The sequence below is a fragment of the Hydrogenophaga sp. UC242_50 genome, assembly GCF_042697355.1.
Lineage (GTDB): Bacteria > Pseudomonadota > Gammaproteobacteria > Burkholderiales > Burkholderiaceae_C > Hydrogenophaga.
In genome coordinates this window covers 3,091,796-3,107,038 of the sequence record NZ_CP170553.1, presented here as the reverse complement: position 1 = coordinate 3,107,038, position 15,243 = coordinate 3,091,796, and the positions used below count along the sequence as shown (strand labels likewise).

13 protein-coding genes and 1 pseudogene are annotated in these 15,243 nt (G+C 67.6%); 4 read left to right on the top strand and 10 right to left on the bottom strand.

Features of this window, described 5'->3' with window-relative positions:
• The first annotated feature begins 97 nt into the window (after positions 1-97).
• Both ppx and ACFJGX_RS15990 read left to right on the top strand, forming a co-directional pair.
• A complete protein-coding gene (ppx, locus tag ACFJGX_RS15995; RefSeq protein WP_382325184.1) occupies positions 98-1,582 on the top strand; it encodes an exopolyphosphatase in 1,485 nt (494 codons plus the stop codon).
• 99 nt (positions 1,583-1,681) lie between these two features.
• Positions 1,682-2,203, top strand: coding sequence for a hypothetical protein (locus ACFJGX_RS15990; protein ID WP_382326553.1), 522 nt, complete (start codon positions 1,682-1,684; stop codon positions 2,201-2,203).
• On the opposite strand, the gene ACFJGX_RS15985 is transcribed toward ACFJGX_RS15990, so the two are convergent.
• The 5 genes and pseudogenes from ACFJGX_RS15985 to ACFJGX_RS15965 all read right to left on the bottom strand — a co-directional run bounded on the left by ACFJGX_RS15985 (position 2,175) and on the right by ACFJGX_RS15965 (position 7,718).
• Entirely contained in the window at positions 2,175-2,657 is a 483-nt protein-coding gene (locus tag ACFJGX_RS15985; RefSeq protein ID WP_382325187.1) for a SixA phosphatase family protein, read from the bottom strand. The two genes, ACFJGX_RS15990 and ACFJGX_RS15985, sit on opposite strands and share 29 nt — an antisense overlap.
• A gap of 19 nt (positions 2,658-2,676) precedes the next feature.
• Positions 2,677-4,754: pseudogene (ppk1, locus tag ACFJGX_RS15980) on the bottom strand (polyphosphate kinase 1).
• A 76-nt stretch (positions 4,755-4,830) separates the two neighbouring features.
• The gene (locus ACFJGX_RS15975) at positions 4,831-5,931 is read right to left on the bottom strand and encodes a glycosyltransferase family 4 protein (protein WP_382325191.1); all 1,101 of its coding nucleotides are present in this window, start codon (positions 5,929-5,931) and stop codon (positions 4,831-4,833) included.
• Between the two features lie 30 nt (positions 5,932-5,961).
• On the bottom strand, positions 5,962-6,876 hold the full coding sequence (locus ACFJGX_RS15970; RefSeq protein ID WP_382157382.1) for a UDP-2,3-diacylglucosamine diphosphatase: 915 nt from the start codon (positions 6,874-6,876) through the stop codon (positions 5,962-5,964).
• The gene (locus ACFJGX_RS15965; RefSeq protein WP_382157380.1) at positions 6,876-7,718 is read right to left on the bottom strand and encodes a GNAT family N-acetyltransferase; all 843 of its coding nucleotides are present in this window, start codon (positions 7,716-7,718) and stop codon (positions 6,876-6,878) included. Before ACFJGX_RS15965 ends, ACFJGX_RS15970 begins: the two co-directional genes overlap by 1 nt.
• A 162-nt stretch (positions 7,719-7,880) precedes the next feature.
• Here ACFJGX_RS15965 and ACFJGX_RS15960 point away from each other — a divergent pair, with 162 nt between their 5' ends.
• On the top strand, positions 7,881-8,339 hold the full coding sequence (locus ACFJGX_RS15960; RefSeq protein ID WP_382326551.1) for a hypothetical protein: 459 nt from the start codon (positions 7,881-7,883) through the stop codon (positions 8,337-8,339).
• Positions 8,340-8,463: 124 nt separating this feature from the next.
• Entirely contained in the window at positions 8,464-9,666 is a 1,203-nt protein-coding gene (locus ACFJGX_RS15955; RefSeq protein ID WP_382325193.1) for an exo-beta-N-acetylmuramidase NamZ domain-containing protein, read from the top strand.
• A 4-nt stretch (positions 9,667-9,670) separates the two neighbouring features.
• Here the strand turns inward: ACFJGX_RS15955 and ACFJGX_RS15950 are convergent, their stop codons facing one another.
• The 5 genes from ACFJGX_RS15950 to ACFJGX_RS15930 form a co-directional block, all read right to left on the bottom strand.
• Positions 9,671-10,162, bottom strand: coding sequence for a GNAT family N-acetyltransferase (locus ACFJGX_RS15950; protein WP_382325195.1), 492 nt, complete (start codon positions 10,160-10,162; stop codon positions 9,671-9,673).
• Positions 10,159-11,502, bottom strand: a complete 1,344-nt coding sequence (gene glmM / locus ACFJGX_RS15945; protein WP_382325197.1) for a phosphoglucosamine mutase — start codon at positions 11,500-11,502, stop codon at positions 10,159-10,161. The genes ACFJGX_RS15950 and glmM overlap by 4 nt, the downstream gene beginning before the upstream one ends.
• 66 nt (positions 11,503-11,568) lie before the next feature.
• Entirely contained in the window at positions 11,569-12,399 is an 831-nt protein-coding gene (gene folP, locus ACFJGX_RS15940; protein ID WP_382325199.1) for a dihydropteroate synthase, read from the bottom strand.
• A 71-nt stretch (positions 12,400-12,470) separates the two neighbouring features.
• Positions 12,471-14,390 (bottom strand): ATP-dependent zinc metalloprotease FtsH, encoded by a 1,920-nt coding sequence (gene ftsH, locus ACFJGX_RS15935; protein WP_382325201.1) that lies wholly within the window; start codon positions 14,388-14,390, stop codon positions 12,471-12,473.
• Between the two features lie 144 nt (positions 14,391-14,534).
• Positions 14,535-15,206: an RlmE family RNA methyltransferase gene (locus tag ACFJGX_RS15930; protein WP_382325203.1), complete on the bottom strand. Its 672-nt coding sequence runs from the start codon at positions 15,204-15,206 to the stop codon at positions 14,535-14,537.
• Positions 15,207-15,243 lie beyond the last annotated feature (37 nt).

The following is a 15,243-nucleotide window of genomic DNA, read 5'->3' as shown; positions in this document are numbered from 1 at the left end:
CCGACAGGCGGCGCTTCACGGCCATGCGTCACAATCCGGGTTTTCCCGCTCAATCCAGCCCCTGGGGCCACCCCTCGGCCCCGCGCCGTCGTCTCGCATGCAAAACGGAACCCTCCTCGCCGCCATCGACCTCGGCTCCAACAGTTTCCGGCTGGAGATCGGCCGTTACCACTCGGGCCACATCGAGCGCATCGAATACCTGAAGGAAACCGTGCGCCAGGGCACCGGGCTGGACGAGGAAAAGAACCTCAGCCAGGCCGCCATGGAGCGCGGCTGGGAGTGCCTGGCACGGTTCGCCGAGCGGCTGCACGGCTTCAAGAAACAGCAGGTCCGGGCCGTCGCGACTCAGACCCTGCGCGAAGCGAAAAACCGCGACGAGTTCCTGCGCAACGCCCAGGCCATCCTGGGGTTCTCGATCGACGTGGTGTCGGGCCATGAAGAAGCCCGCCTGATCTACCAGGGCGTGTCCCGCCTGCTGCCCCACTCGGACGAAAAGCGCCTGGTGGTGGACATCGGCGGGCGCTCGACCGAGATGATCCTGGGCCAGGGCTACACGGCGCGCGCCATGGAGTCGTACCGGCTGGGCAGCGTGGCCTGGTCCACGCGTTATTTTCCGCGCGGCCAGTTCACCGCATCGGCCTTCAAGACCGCTGAAGTGGCGGCCAAGGCCGTGATCGACGAGGCGCTGGACAAATTCCCCCCGCCCGAATGGACCATCGCCTACGGCTCCTCGGGCACCGTGGGGGCGGTGGCCGACATGCTCGCGGCCAATGGCTGGGCCTCCGGCGTGGTCACGCGCGCCGGGCTGGACTGGCTGACCGAGCGGATGATCAAGGCCGGCAGCGCCGACCAGTTGCGCCTGGAGGGCCTGAAAGACGACCGCCGCCCGGTGATCGGTGGCGGCGTGAGCGTGCTGCGCGCCATCTTCGACCTCTTCGGCATCGAGCAGATGGTGCCGGCCCAGGGCGCGCTGCGCCACGGTGCGCTCTACGACCTGATTGATCGCGACACCGACGGCGGCGACGTGCGCGAGCGCACCGTGCGCTGGCTGGCCCACCGTTTCTCGGCCGACGATGTGCAGGCCCAGCGGGTCAGCGAGGTCAGCACCGCCCTCTTCGCCCAGATCGCGGCGCTCGACGCACAGAACGAGCGCTACTCGCAGAAACTGGCGTGGGCGGCACGCCTGCACGAGATCGGCACGCACATCTCGCACGAACGCTCCCACCACCACGGCGCGTACATCCTGGACAACATGGATGCCCCGGGCTTTTCCCTGCCCGAACTGCACCGCATGAGCCAGCTGGTGATGGGCCAACGCGGCAAGCTGCGCAAACTCGAAGACGCCCTGATGGACGAGCTGTTCGCCAAGCAGCTCATGGCGCTGCGCCTGGCCGTGCTGCTCTGCCACGCGCGCCAGATGCCGGAGTACCAATCGGTCAAGCTGAGCTACAAGTCGCGCGCCTTCAAGCTCTCGACCAACCCGGGATGGGCCAAACGCTACCCGCAGTCGGCCTGGCTGCTGGGGGAAGAGGTGGTGGCCTGGCAGAAGTCGGCCTGGAAGTTCACGGCGGACATCCGGTAGCGCCCACACTGTCACACAGCTGTCACTGTTCCGAGGTAGACGGGAAACGGTATATACGGTTTATACTCCGGCCCCTTTTGTCATCCCCGGAGTGCATTCATGGCCAGTCAGAGCAACAAAACCAGCCCCAAGAAACCCAAGCTGGTGCGCGACAGCTTCACCATCCCCAAGACCGAGTTCGCCGCCATCGACCAGCTCAAGACCCGTGCGATCGCACTGGGCTCCAGCGTCAAGAAAAGCGAACTGCTGCGCGCTGGGTTGATGGTGTTGCAAGGCCTGAACGACGCGGCCTACAAGGTGGCCCTCGCTGCCGTGCCCACGCTCAAGACGGGCCGCCCGACGGTGACCGACAAGCCGGCCGCCACCAAGCCCGCGGCAAAGCCCACCGCCAAAAAGGCCGCGAAACCCGCGACCAAGGCGATTGCCAAGCCGGCCGCACCCGCCGTCGCCCAGCCTGCGGCCAAGGCGGCATCCCCTGCCGCCAAGCCCGTGCGCCAAGAAAGCAAGCGCAAAAAAATCGGCCCCCGCACCCAAGGCCGCCGTCAAGCGCCCGGTGGTCCGCCGCGCGGCACCCGCCAAAAAAGCCGTCTGATCAGATCAGCTCGGGCGTCTGCACCGTGACCACCACGGTCTGGCCCACGCCATCGCGCTCGCGGTGGCGCAGCCACCACACGGCGCCCTTCTTCACCGAACAGGCCTCTTCGGTCAGGCCCAGCAGGCGGGCCACCACGCGCCCCAGCGTGGGCTGATGGCCGACCACCACCACCGGCGACTTGCCGTAGGGCCATTGCACCAGCTCCAGCAAGGCCAGCGGGTCGCCGTCGGGTGAGAGGTCGTCGCGCAGCTTGTACTTGCGGCCCAGCGCCAGCACCGTCTCTTCACAGCGCACCGCCGGGCTGCTCCAGATGCGGGCGCCATCGGGCAGTTGCCGATCCAGCCAGGCGGCCATGCGGGTGGCCTGTTTTTCGCCGCGCGGGGTCAGCCGGCGCGCCAGATCCTGGGGATCACCGGGTCGCCCGGTCAATGGCTCGGGGTGGTCGTGCGCCTCGGCATGCCGCCACAGAATCAGGTCCATGGTCCGGTTTTCCATGTCGTCAGCCTTTGCTGCCATACAGGGCCATCAGGCTGGCCTGCGCCGAATGCAAGGTGATGCGGCCCCGGCCGTTGCCGTTGGCCCCGGCCGGCACGTAGCTGCCGTCCGGCCGCAGCAGCCAGGCGTCCTTGGTGTCGTGCAGGTAGGCCTGCAGGCACTCGTCGATGATGCGATGGCGCAGCGCGCTGTCGGTCACGGGCCACGCGAGTTCGATGCGCCGCAGCATGTTGCGGTTCATCCAGTCGGCGCTGGAGAGCCAGAGCTCCTCCACCTCGCCGGTGCGGAAGTAGAACACCCGGGAATGCTCCAGCAGGCGCCCGATCACCGAGCGCACGTGCACGTTGTCGGTGAAGCCCGGCACCTGCGCGGGCAGGATGCAGGCGCCGCGCACGATCAGGTCGATCTTCACACCCTGCTGGGAGGCCACGGCCAACGCACGCGCCATCGGCTCGTCGGTCAGGGCGTTCATCTTCAGAACGATGCGCGCGTCCTGCCCGGCCTTGGCGGCGGCACCTGCGGCCTCCACCTTGTCGAGCATGGCCTTGTGAAGATGGAACGGCGCGATCAGGGCCTTGTTGAGCTTGGGCAGGCGGTTCTGGCTCGCCAGGTGCAGAAAGATCTGCTCCAGGTCGGCGGTGAGCGCGTCATCGGCCGTGAGGTAGCTCAGGTCGGTGTAGAGGCGCGCCGTGCCGGGGTTGTAGTTGCCGGTGGACAGGTGCGCGTAGCGGCGCAGGCCCGTGGCCTCGCGGCGCGTGACCAGCAGCATCTTGGCGTGCGTCTTGAGGCCCACCACGCCATAGACCACCTGGGCACCCACCGACTCCAGCCGTTCGGCGTAGTTGATGTTGGCCTCTTCGTCGAAGCGCGCCTTGAGTTCCACCACCGCCGTCACTTCCTTGCCACGGCGCACGGCTTCGCGCAGCAGGTTCATCAGCTCCGACTTGGCGCCCGTGCGGTAGATGGTCTGCTTGATGGCCAGCACGTCGGGGTCTTCCACCGCTTCGCGCAGGAAGCCCAGCACCGCATCGAAACTCTCGAAGGGCTGGTGGATGAGCACGTCGCCCTGCCGCAGGCGCTCGAAGTACGACTGCCCGGGTGTGAGCTGGGCCGGCCAGCCCGCGCTGTAGGTCTCGAAGCGCAGCGCGGGTGCTTCGACCTGGTCGATCAGCTGGTTCAGCCGCACGAGGTTGACCGGGCCGGGCACGCGGTACAGCGCCCGCTCGGTCAGCGCGAACTGCTCCAGCAGGAAGTTGGAGAGGTGGATCGAGCAGCCGGCCGAGACCTCCAGCCGCAGGGCCTGGCATAGTGGCGCTGCTGCAAGCCCTTGCGCAAAGCGGTGCGCAGGTTCTTCACTTCTTCCTCGTCCACCGCCAGATCGGAATGGCGGGTGACACGGAACTGGGAAAACTCGGTGACCTGGCGCCCGGGAAACAGGTCGTTCAGGTGCGAACGGATCAGGCTGGAGATGGAGACGAAGTGCGTCTGCTTGGAGCCCTTGACCGGAGGCATGCGGAAGAAGCGCGGCAGGATGCGCGGCACCTTCACGATGGCGATCTCGTTCTCGCGGCCGAAAGCGTCCTTGCCCGTGAGGCGCACGATGAAGTTGAGCGACTTGTTCGCCACCTGCGGGAACGGATGGGCCGGGTCCAGCCCCACCGGCATCAGCAGCGGCTGCACTTCCTTGATGAAGAACTCCTTGACCCAGCGGCGCTGGCGCGGATTGCGCTCGCCGTGCGAGATCAGCTTGATGCCCTTCTTCTCCAGCAGCGGCAGCAACTCGTCGTTGTAGATGGCGTATTGCTGGGCGACCAGCGAATGCACCTTGTCCGAGAGCTGTTCGTAGGACAGCGAGGTGAAGGGGCCGCGCTGTTCGTTGGCCCGGGCCGCCGTCAGGTGGGGCGCCACGCGGACTTCGAAGAACTCGTCCAGGTTGCTGGAGACGATGCTCAAGTAGCGCAGGCGCTCCAGCAACGGCACGTCGGCCCGGCGCGCCCAGTCCATCACGCGTTCGTTGAAGGCGAGGATGCTGTGATCGCGATCGAGGAGGGGTAGCTTCTGATGCAGGGTGTTGCCGCTCATGGATGCCGCTGGAATCGAAGGGTTCGCCTGCTGCCCGCCGCTCCCGGCCGGTGATCCCTGGCGCACCATGTGTCGATTATTCAACGATTGGATGACGTTTGTGTGACAGTACCGTGCCATCCACCTCCTTCATGGCGCGAACCGCGGACCTCGGTCGGCGGGGCCGGGGCAGGACGCTGAGGTGGGACACGAACAGCGTCGCCGCCCGCCCCCATCCGAACTGGAGGGCGCGATCCCGCGCTTCGTGGCGTTTGACCTTGAGCGCGTCCTTCCAGGCCTCGCGCAGATCGTCGCGCAGGGCACCGGCCCCGCTGTTGCCAATCACCTGCAGGGGGCCGTCCACCGGGTAGGCGGCCACCGGCACGCCACAAGCCATGGCCTCGAGCATCACCAGGCCAAAGGTCTCGCTGCGACTGGGAAACACGAACACGTCCGCCGCGGCGTACACCTGCGCCAGCTCATGGCGGGGCAGCACCCCGAGCCAATGCACATTCGGGTAGCGCTGGCGCAACGCCGAGGTCAACGGCCCCACACCGCACACCACCTTGCTGCCCGGCAGGTCCATGCGCAGGAAGGCATCGATGTTCTTCTCGTAGGACAGGCGGCCCACGAACAGGCTGACGGGGTGCGCCAGCGGCCCCAGCGGCGCATAGCTGGTGGGAGGGTCCGTCAGCGAAAAAAGGCGCGTGTCCACGCCGTGCGTCCAGGCGCGCAATTCGCGAAAACCCCGCGCCTTGAGCATGTCGAGCACGCCCTGCGTGGGCACCATCACGCCGCTGCTGGGGCGGTGAAAGCGGCGACACAGCGCGTACCCCCACGACACGGGGACGCCCAGGGCCGCGTGCAGGATCTCGGGAAACTTGGTGTGGAAGGCGGTGGTGAACGCCAGTTTGCGCCGCAGGCAGTGGCGCCGCGCGGCCCAGCCCAGCGGGCCTTCGGTGGCGATGTGGATCGCGTCCGGTTCGGCCGCGTTGATCAATTCGCGCATGCGGCGGCCGGGAAACAGCGCGACGTCGATGCCTGCATAACCAGGGCAAGGCCGCGTGCGGAACTGGCCCGGGTGGATCACCACCACCTCGTGGTCGCTGGCCTGCAGCTGCCGCGCCAGTTCCACAAGCGTGGTCACCACGCCGTTGACCTGGGGTTGCCAGGCGTCGGTCACGATCAGGATTTTCATGCGATGCGTCTCCCCCTGGCGCAAGCCGACTCAGGACGGTTGGCCCTCGGTCTGCGGTTCTGGCGACCGCTCCTCGTGGGACAGCGGCGTTGTGGCCTGCTCGCTCCAGTGCACCAGCTCGAGGCGGCCATCCAGATGCTCCACCAGCGCGGTCAGGCTCTCCACCCAGTCACCGTCGTTGCAGTACAGCGTGCCGTCGATGTGCCGCATTTCCGCCCGGTGGATGTGGCCGCAGACGACGCCCTGGTAGCCGCGCGAGCGGGCTTCGGCCGCCACCGCGCGCTCGAAGTCGGTCACGTAGTTCAGCGCGCTCTTGACCTTGTGCTTGAGGTACTGCGAGAGCGACCAGTAGGGCAGGCCCAGGCGCGCGCGCAGCGAATTGAGGTGGCGGTTCAGGCGCAGCGTGAGTTCGTAGGCGTTGTCGCCCAGGTAGGCCAGCCACTTGGCGCACTGGATCACGCCGTCGAAGTGGTCACCGTGCACCACCCACAGGCGCTGGCCGTCGGCCGTGGTGTGAACCGCCTCGTTCGCGACCTCGATGCCGCCGAAGTTGTGGCCATCGAACTGGCGCGCGAATTCGTCGTGGTTGCCCGGCACGAACACCACCCGGCAGCCCTTGCGCGAGCGCCGCAGCAGCTTCTGCACCACGTCGTTGTGCGCCTGCGGCCAATACCATTTGCGGCGCAGTTGCCAGCCGTCGATGATGTCGCCCACCAGATACAGGGTGTGGCTGGGGTGGTGCTTGAGGAAATCGAGCAGAGGCCGCGCCTGGCAACCCGCGGTGCCCAGGTGCAGGTCGGAAATGAAAACGGCCCGGTAGCGGGCACGTTCGGAAGGCTCCTGAGCGTCGTCGTCGCTGCCGCCACCGGCGGCCCAGACGCCGCCCGCCTGCGGCAGGCCGGACTTCACCGCCCAACCGCCCAGAACGTCGAGCGCGGCTCGCATCAGGCCCCCAGGAAATGCTTGCGGTAGCGCGCCGGCAGGTCCGAGATGCGCATCAGCATGGGCAGATCGGCCGCGTTGAAGTCCGGGTCCCAGGCTGGAGGGCCCAGCACCTTGGCGCCCAGGCGCAGGTAGCCCTTGATCAGCGCGGGCGGCTCCACGTCGAGTGTGTCGTCGAGCTGCTCGATCGGCAGTGGCAGGCGGGGCCGCACGTGGCAGTCGATGGGGGCCAGGTGCGTCGCCTTCACCTGCCGCCAGATGCTGGCCGCCGCATGGCCCCCGCCCACCATGCCGTGCGGGCCTTCGTGCTGCATCGGGATGCTGGCGCAGCCGATCATGGTGTCGAGCTGGTTGCGCACCATGAACTCGGCCAGCGCGCCCCACAGCGCCATGATCACGCCACCGTGGCGGTGATCGGGGTGCACGCAGCTGCGGCCCAGTTCGACCATGCGCTCGCGCACGGCGCGCAGGCGGGTCAGGTCGAATTCGGTGTCGCTGTAGGTGCTGCCCACGCGCTTGGCCTGGGCCGGGGTCAGCACGCGGTAGGTGCCGATCACGCGCTGGGTGGTGGCATCGCGCACCAGCAGGTGTTCGCAGAAATCGTCGAACAGGTCCACGTCGTGGCCGGGCACCTGCTGCGGCAGGCGCGCGCCCATCTCGGTGGCGAACACGTCGAACCTCAGCCTTTGCGCTTCACGAACCTCGTCCAGATGCCGCGCCCAGGAGACGGCGATGCCACCGCTGACGGGCTGCGGCGCTGGCGAGAAAAGCGGGCGGGGATGAAGTGACCCCCGTGGCAACGAGACCGGCGAAAGGTCCAGCGTGGGGGTGGGCAGTTCTTTCATGGCGGGCTCCTGGGTCAGTGCGCCCACCAGGGGCGCGGAGTTGAGTGAAGCTGTGGTCATGAACAGGCAGTGTGCGAACCACGGGTGTCTCCCGCATGGCAATCGCATGAAGTTTTGGTGACAACGGCCCACCCCCAGAGGGCCTGCCAGAATACCGGAGCTGTGAACCCCAACCCCGCCCCCCTCCGTGCGCAGTTGCGCTGCCACCCCGCCACGCCCAGTGGTGTGGTGCTGACGGTGTCGGTGGAGGTCCGCGTCCACGCCGATGGCTTGCGGCTGCGCTACGCGCTGCGGGGGGACACCACGGCCTTGCGCATCCCGGCACCAGCCGCGCCCGTGCCCACCGACGGCCTGTGGCGGCACACCTGCCTGGAGGCCTTCGTGGCCGCCGACGGCGAGGCCGCCTACCGCGAGTTCAATTTCTCGCCGTCGAGCGAGTGGGCCGCCTACCGGTTTTCATCCGAACGCCAGCGCGATGAGGCGGCCGAAGCCCGCGACCGCGCGTTGCTGCGCCCCCCCTGGCCCACACCACGCCGCGCGCCCTCACGCTCACCGCGCGCCTGCCGGCCGCCGCCCTGCCCCGCAGCCCTTCCGCGCTGTGCCTGGGCCTGTGCGCCGTGATCGAGGAGCGCAATCGCGATCTGAGCTACTGGGCGCTGCACCACCCGAACGAACGCCCCGACTTCCACCACCCCGACGGCCGCGCCCTGCGGCTGGCCGCACCCCTGCCCTGAACCAAGACCCCATGCAATTCGGCATCGAACGTTTCCTGCAAGACCCTGCCCTGCGCGCCCCCTTGAAAGACCGGCGCGTGGCCCTGCTCGCGCACCCGGCCTCGGTCACGCGCGACCTGACGCATTCGCTGGACGCCCTGGCCGCCCTGCCCGACGTCCGGCTCAGCGCCGCCTTCGGCCCGCAACACGGCCTGCGCGGCGACAAGCAGGACAACATGGTCGAGTCGCCCGACTTCAACGACCCCCGGCTGGGCATCCCGGTGTTCAGCCTCTACGGCACGGTGCGGCGGCCAACCGACGCCATGATGGACAACTTCGACGTGCTGCTGGTCGACCTGCAGGACCTCGGCTGCCGCATCTACACCTTCATCACCACGCTGCGCTATGTGCTGGAGGCCGCCGCGCGGCACGGCAAGGCGGTGTGGGTGCTCGACCGCCCCAACCCGGCGGGCCGCCCCATCGAAGGCCTCACGCTGCGCGAAGGCTGGGAAAGCTTCGTGGGCGCCGGTCCCATGCCCATGCGCCATGGCATGACCATGGGCGAGCTGGGCCACTGGTTCATCGCCACGCTCGGCCTGCAGCTGGAGTACCGCGTGATCACCATGGCCGGCTGGCAGCCCGAGGCGGCACCGGAGTTCGGCTGGCCCGAAGGCCGCACCTGGGTCAACCCCAGCCCGAACGCGGCCAACCTGTCGATGGCGCGCGCCTACGCCGGCACCGTGATGCTCGAGGGCACCACGCTCAGCGAGGGCCGGGGCACCACGCGGCCCCTGGAGCTCTTCGGTGCGCCCGGCATCGACACCCGCCGCCTGGTCTCCGACATGCAGGGCCTGGCTCCGCAGTGGATCAGGGGCTGCGTCTTGCGCGAGTGTTTCTTCGAGCCCACCTTCCACAAGCACGTGGGCCAGCTGTGCGCGGGCGTGCAGATCCATGTGGAGGACCCGACGCACTACGACCACGCGGCCTTCAAGCCCTGGCGCCTGCAGGCGCTGGCGTTCCGGGCTTTGCGGCTGCAGGCGCCGGACTACCCGCTGTGGCGGGATTTCGCCTACGAGTACGAGCACGACCGGCTGGCGATCGACCTCATCAACGGCGGGCCGCTGTTGCGCGAGTGGGTGGACGATGTGTCGGCAGCGCCCGATGTGCTGGACGCCACGGCGGCGGCCGACGAAGCCGCCTGGGCCGACGCGCGCCGGCCCCACCTGCTCTACTGAGCGCTCAGAGCCATTTCTGCAGGAACTGGGCGCTGCCCATGGCCGGGTCGAGCTGGTAACCGGCAAAACCGATGCGCTCGTAGAGGCGCATGGCGGGCTGGTTGCCGGACAGCACCTCCAGCGTGAGCTTCACCGCGCCGCGCTCGCGCGCGATCAACTCGGCCTGGGCCAGCATCTGCTCGGCAATGCCGCGACCCCGGTGGCTGGCCAGCACGGCCACGTCGTGCACGTTCACCAGCGGCTTGCAGGCGAAGGTGGAAAAGCCTTCGATGCAATTCACCAGGCCCACCGCTTGCCCGCCGTCAAAGGCCAGCACGCTGTAGGCCTGCGGCCGCGCCGCCAGGCTGGCCACCAGGTTCGCTTTGGCAAAGGCCGACAACCCCTGCCCACCACCCGCAGGATCGCTGGCGTAGGCATCGAGCAGCAGGACCAGCGCCGCCGCGTGCGCGGGGTTGGCGTAGTCGGCGCGCAGCGTGGTGATGTCGGCCGTGGTCACGCCGGCACCTGTGCCTGCACCGCGGCGGCCAGACGCTCCGCGCAGGCCTGGGCCTGCTTGGCGTCGCGCGCTTCCACCATCACGCGCAGCAGGGGCTCGGTGCCACTGGCGCGGATCAGCACGCGGCCGCTGTCGGCCAGTTCGGCCTCCACCGCGCGCGTCTCCTCGTCCAGGAAGGTGTTGGTCTTCCAGTCCTGACCGGGCTTGAGCCGCACGTTGATCAGGGTCTGCGGGAACAGCGTCACGTCGGCCAGCAACTGGGCCATGGTCTTGCCGCTGTCGACGCAGGCGTGCAGCACCTGCAGGGCCGACACCAGGCCGTCGCCGGTGGTGTGGCGGTCCAGCACCAGCAGGTGGCCGGATCCTTCGCCGCCCAGGATCCAGCCATGGCGCTCGAGTTCTTCCAGCACGTACCGGTCGCCCACCTTGGCGCGCACGAACTTCACGCCGCGCGACTTGAGCGCGACCTCCACCGCCATGTTGGTCATGAGCGTGCCCACCACACCCGGCACGTCTTGGTCGCGCGCGATGCGGTCCGCCACGATCAGGTACAGCAGCTCGTCGCCGTTGTAGAGGCGGCCCTGGGCATCGACCATCTGGATGCGGTCGGCATCGCCATCGAGCGCGATGCCGTAGTCGGCGCCGTGGGCCTTCACGGCCTCCAGCAAGGCCTGCGGGTGGGTGGCACCCACGTGGTGGTTGATGTTCAGGCCATCGGGAGAACAACCGATCTTGATGACCTCGGCACCCAGCTCGTGGAACACGGCGGGCGCGATCTGGTAAGCCGCCCCATTGGCGCCATCCACCACGATCTTTAGGCCCTTGAGCGTGAGGTGGTAGGCGCAGGTGCTCTTGCAGAATTCGATGTAGCGGCCGGCCGCGTCGTCCAGCCGGCGCGCCTTGCCCAGCAAGGCCGATTCCACCCACACAGGTGGCTCTTCCAGCGCGGCCTCGACCGCCAGCTCCCAGTCGTCCGGCAGCTTGGCGCCCTGGGCGCTGAAGAACTTGATGCCGTTGTCGGCAAACGGGTTGTGGCTGGCCGAAATGACCACCCCCAGGCTGGCGCGCTGCGCCCGCGTGAGGTAAGCCACCGCGGGCGTGGGCACCGGGCCGAGCAGCACCACGTCCACCCCCGCCGAGTTGAAACCCGATTCGAGCGCCGACTCCAGCATGTAGCCGGAAATGCGCGTGTCCTTGCCGATCAGCACGGTGGGGTGTGCCTCGGTGCGCCGCAACACGCGTCCCACGGCATGCGCCAGGCGCAACACAAAATCGGGGGTGATGGGGGCCTGCCCGACGGTGCCTCGGATGCCGTCGGTGCCAAAGTATTTGCGGGCCATGTTGCTCCTGTCCTCTCTCTTGTTGTGGGATTCGGGTCCCCGCATTATCGCGGGCGGCCCTGACGGTCAGCTGATTTGCAATGCCTGCCAGACCTTGAGCGCGTCCACCGTGTCACGCACGTCGTGCACACGCACCACGCGCGCACCGCGCTCCACCGCCAGCAAGGCCGCAGCCACACTGGCTGCCGCGCGGTCGGCGGGCCGCTCGTGGCCGGTGACCGCACCCAGTGTGGACTTGCGCGACCAGCCGGCCAGCAGGGCATAACCCAGGGGCAGCAACTCCGCCTGGCGGGCCAGCAGGCTCAGGTTCTGGGCCACGGTCTTGCCAAAACCGATGCCGGGGTCGAGCACGATGCGCTCGCGCGCCACGCCGTTCGCTATCAGCGCGCCGGCTCGTTCGGCCAGGAAGGCGAGCACGTCGGGCAACACGTCGCCGTCCATGGGGGCCACCTGCATGGTCTGGGGATCGCGGTGCATGTGCATCAGGCAAACGCCGCAGCGCGGGTGCGCCGCCACCGCCTGCAGCGCATCACCGCGCCGCAGGGCCCAGATGTCGTTGACGATGTCAGCCCCCGCGTCGAGCACCGCCCGCATCACCTCGGGCTTGTAGGTGTCCACCGAGACCGGCACGTCCAGGCGCACCGCCTCCCGGACCACGGGCAGCACGCGCGCCAGTTCCTCCTCCAGCGGCACCGCCGGGCTGCCCGGGCGCGTCGATTCACCGCCGATGTCCAGGATGTGGGCGCCCTCCTTCAGCAACTGCTCGCAATGCCGCAGCGCAGCGGCTGTGCCGGCATGCAGCCCGCCATCGGAAAACGAATCGGGCGTGACGTTGACGATGCCCATGACGCGCGGGCTCGTGAGGTCGATATCGAAACGGGTGGTTTGCCAGCGCATGGGAAAACAAAAGAACGGTAGAAACGACAACGGGGCCGAAGCCCCGTATGTGCATGAAGAATCCGCGCCGCTCAGGCGGCCGAGGGTGTGGGGTCGGTGGTCACCGCCGGGGTGCCTCCGCTGCCACCACCACCACCCACCGAGGGGTTGCGCGGCGTCCAGTCCTTCGGCGGGCGCGGTGGCTTGCCGGCCATGATGTCGTCGATCTGGTCGGCGTCGATGGTTTCCCATTCCAGCAGCGCGGTGGCGATGGCGTGCATCTTGTCGCTGTGCTGCTCGATCAGGTCGCGCGCCAGCTTGTACTGGGCGTCGATGATGCGGCGCACCTCGGCGTCCACCTTCTGCATGGTGGACTCGCTCATGTTGGTGGTCTTGGTCACCGAACGGCCCAGGAACACTTCGCCTTCGTTCTCGGCGTAGACCATCGGGCCCAGCGCGTCGGTCATGCCGTAGCGCATCACCATGTCGCGGGCGATGGTGGTCGCGCGCTCGAAGTCGTTCGAAGCGCCGGTGGTCATCTGGTTCATGAACACTTCTTCGGCGATGCGGCCACCGAACAGCATGCTGATCTGGTTCAGCATGTAGTCCTTGTCGTAGCTGTAGCGGTCCTGCGCGGGCAGGCTCATGGTCACGCCCAGCGCGCGGCCGCGCGGGATGATGGTGACCTTGTGCACCGGGTCGCACTTGGGCAGCAGCTTGCCGATCAGCGCGTGGCCCGACTCGTGGTACGCCGTGTTGCGGCGCTCTTCCTCGGGCATGACCATGCTCTTGCGCTCGGGGCCCATGAAGATCTTGTCCTTGGCCTTCTCGAAGTCCTGCATCTCCACCACGCGCGCGTTGCGGCGCGCGGCCATCAGGGCGGCTTCGTTGCAGAGATTGGCCAGATCGGCACCGCTCATGCCCGGCGTGCCACGCGCGATCACGCTGGCGTTCACGTCGGTGCCCAGCGGCACCTTGCGCATGTGCACGTTCAGGATCTGCTCGCGGCCGCGGATGTCGGGCAGCGTCACATAGACCTGGCGGTCGAAGCGGCCCGGGCGCAGCAAGGCGGCGTCCAGAATGTCCGGGCGGTTGGTCGCGGCGACCACGATCACGCCCAGGTTGGTCTCGAAACCGTCCATCTCCACCAGCATCTGGTTGAGGGTCTGTTCGCGTTCGTCGTTGCCACCGCCCAGGCCCGCGCCACGCTGGCGGCCCACGGCGTCGATTTCATCGATGAAGATGATGCAGGGCGCGTTCTTCTTGGCGTTCTCGAACATGTCGCGCACGCGGGCCGCGCCCACGCCGACGAACATTTCCACGAAGTCGGAACCCGAGATGCTGAAGAACGGCACCTTGGCTTCACCGGCAATGCCCTTGGCCAGCAGCGTCTTGCCGGTGCCCGGCGGGCCGACCAGCAACAGACCACGCGGAATGCGCCCACCCAGCTTCTGGAACTTGGCCGGGTCTTTCAGGAAGTCCACGACTTCCTTGACTTCTTCCTTGGCCTCGTCGCAACCCGCCACGTCGGCGAAGGTCACGGTGTTGTTGTTCTCGTCGAGCATGCGGGCCTTGCTCTTGCCGAAGCTGAACGCCCCGCCCTTGCCGCCGCCCTGCATCTGTCGCATGAAGTAGATCCAGACGCCGATCAGCAGCAGCATCGGTCCCCAGCTGACCAGCAGGGTCATGAGCAGCGAACTCTCTTCGCGCGGACGCACGTCGAACTTGACGTTGTTGTTGATCAGGTCGCCCACCAGGCCGCGGTCGAGGTAGGTGGCGGTGGTGCGCACGCGACGGTCGTCCTGCGTGATGGCCACGATTTCGGTGCCGCCCTGGCCTTCCTGGATGGTGGCGCTCTTGATGCGCTGGGCTTTGACCTCGTCGAGGAACTCGGAATACCCCATGTAACCCGAACCCGCCGCGGAGCGCGTGTCGAACTGCTTGAAGACGGTGAAAAGCACCATGGCGATGACCATCCACACGGCGATTTTCGAAAACCACTGGTTGTTCAAGTGCAGCTCCTGGAGACGATAGTGACTGACAAGCTCATATGTTTCCCATTCTAGGACTTTCAAGCCCCCATGCCCCTGGGGCATGACGTGGCAATGTCAATCAAAGGGTTGGCATTTTTCAATGGCGCCAGGGCGTCAAGCCCCTCAACCGACCTTTTTGAGACCCAGTCCCACCAGGAAGGTTTCCGAGGATTTGTCCCGGGAGGCCTTGGGTTTGACCGCCTTGACCGTGCGAAAGGTCTCGCGAAACAGCGCCACCATGGGGTCATAGGCCCCGCCATGGAACAGTTTGACCACCAGCGCACCGTCGGGTTTGAGGTGATGAACGGCAAAATCCACCGCGAGTTCGACCAGATCGGAGATCCGGGCGGCGTCGGTCATGCCGATGCCCGAGAGGTTGGGCGCCATGTCCGACACCACCAGATCGACCTGCTGCACACCCCGGTCCACCAGGGACTGCTCCAGCTCAGCCAGCACCGCCGCCTCGCGAAAATCGCCCTGGATGAAGTGCACGCCTTCCACCGCGTCCATGGGCAGCATGTCCAGCGCGACGATGGTGCCGTGCAATTCGCCCACGGCCGCCCCGTTCGGGCTGAGCCGGCGGCGCAGGTATTGGCTCCAGGCCCCGGGCGTGGAGCCCAGATCGACAACCGCCTGTCCGGGCCGCACCAGCCCCAGCGTTTCATCGATTTCCTGCAGCTTGTAGGCCGCCCGCGCACGGTAGCCATCCTTCTGCGCCAGGCGCACGTACGGGTCGTTAACGTGCTGGTTGAGCCAGGCCTTGTTGACCTTCTTGCTCTGTGTTTTGACTTTCATGCCCATGAGGGACGCCTGGGGTCTGTGTAAACGATAA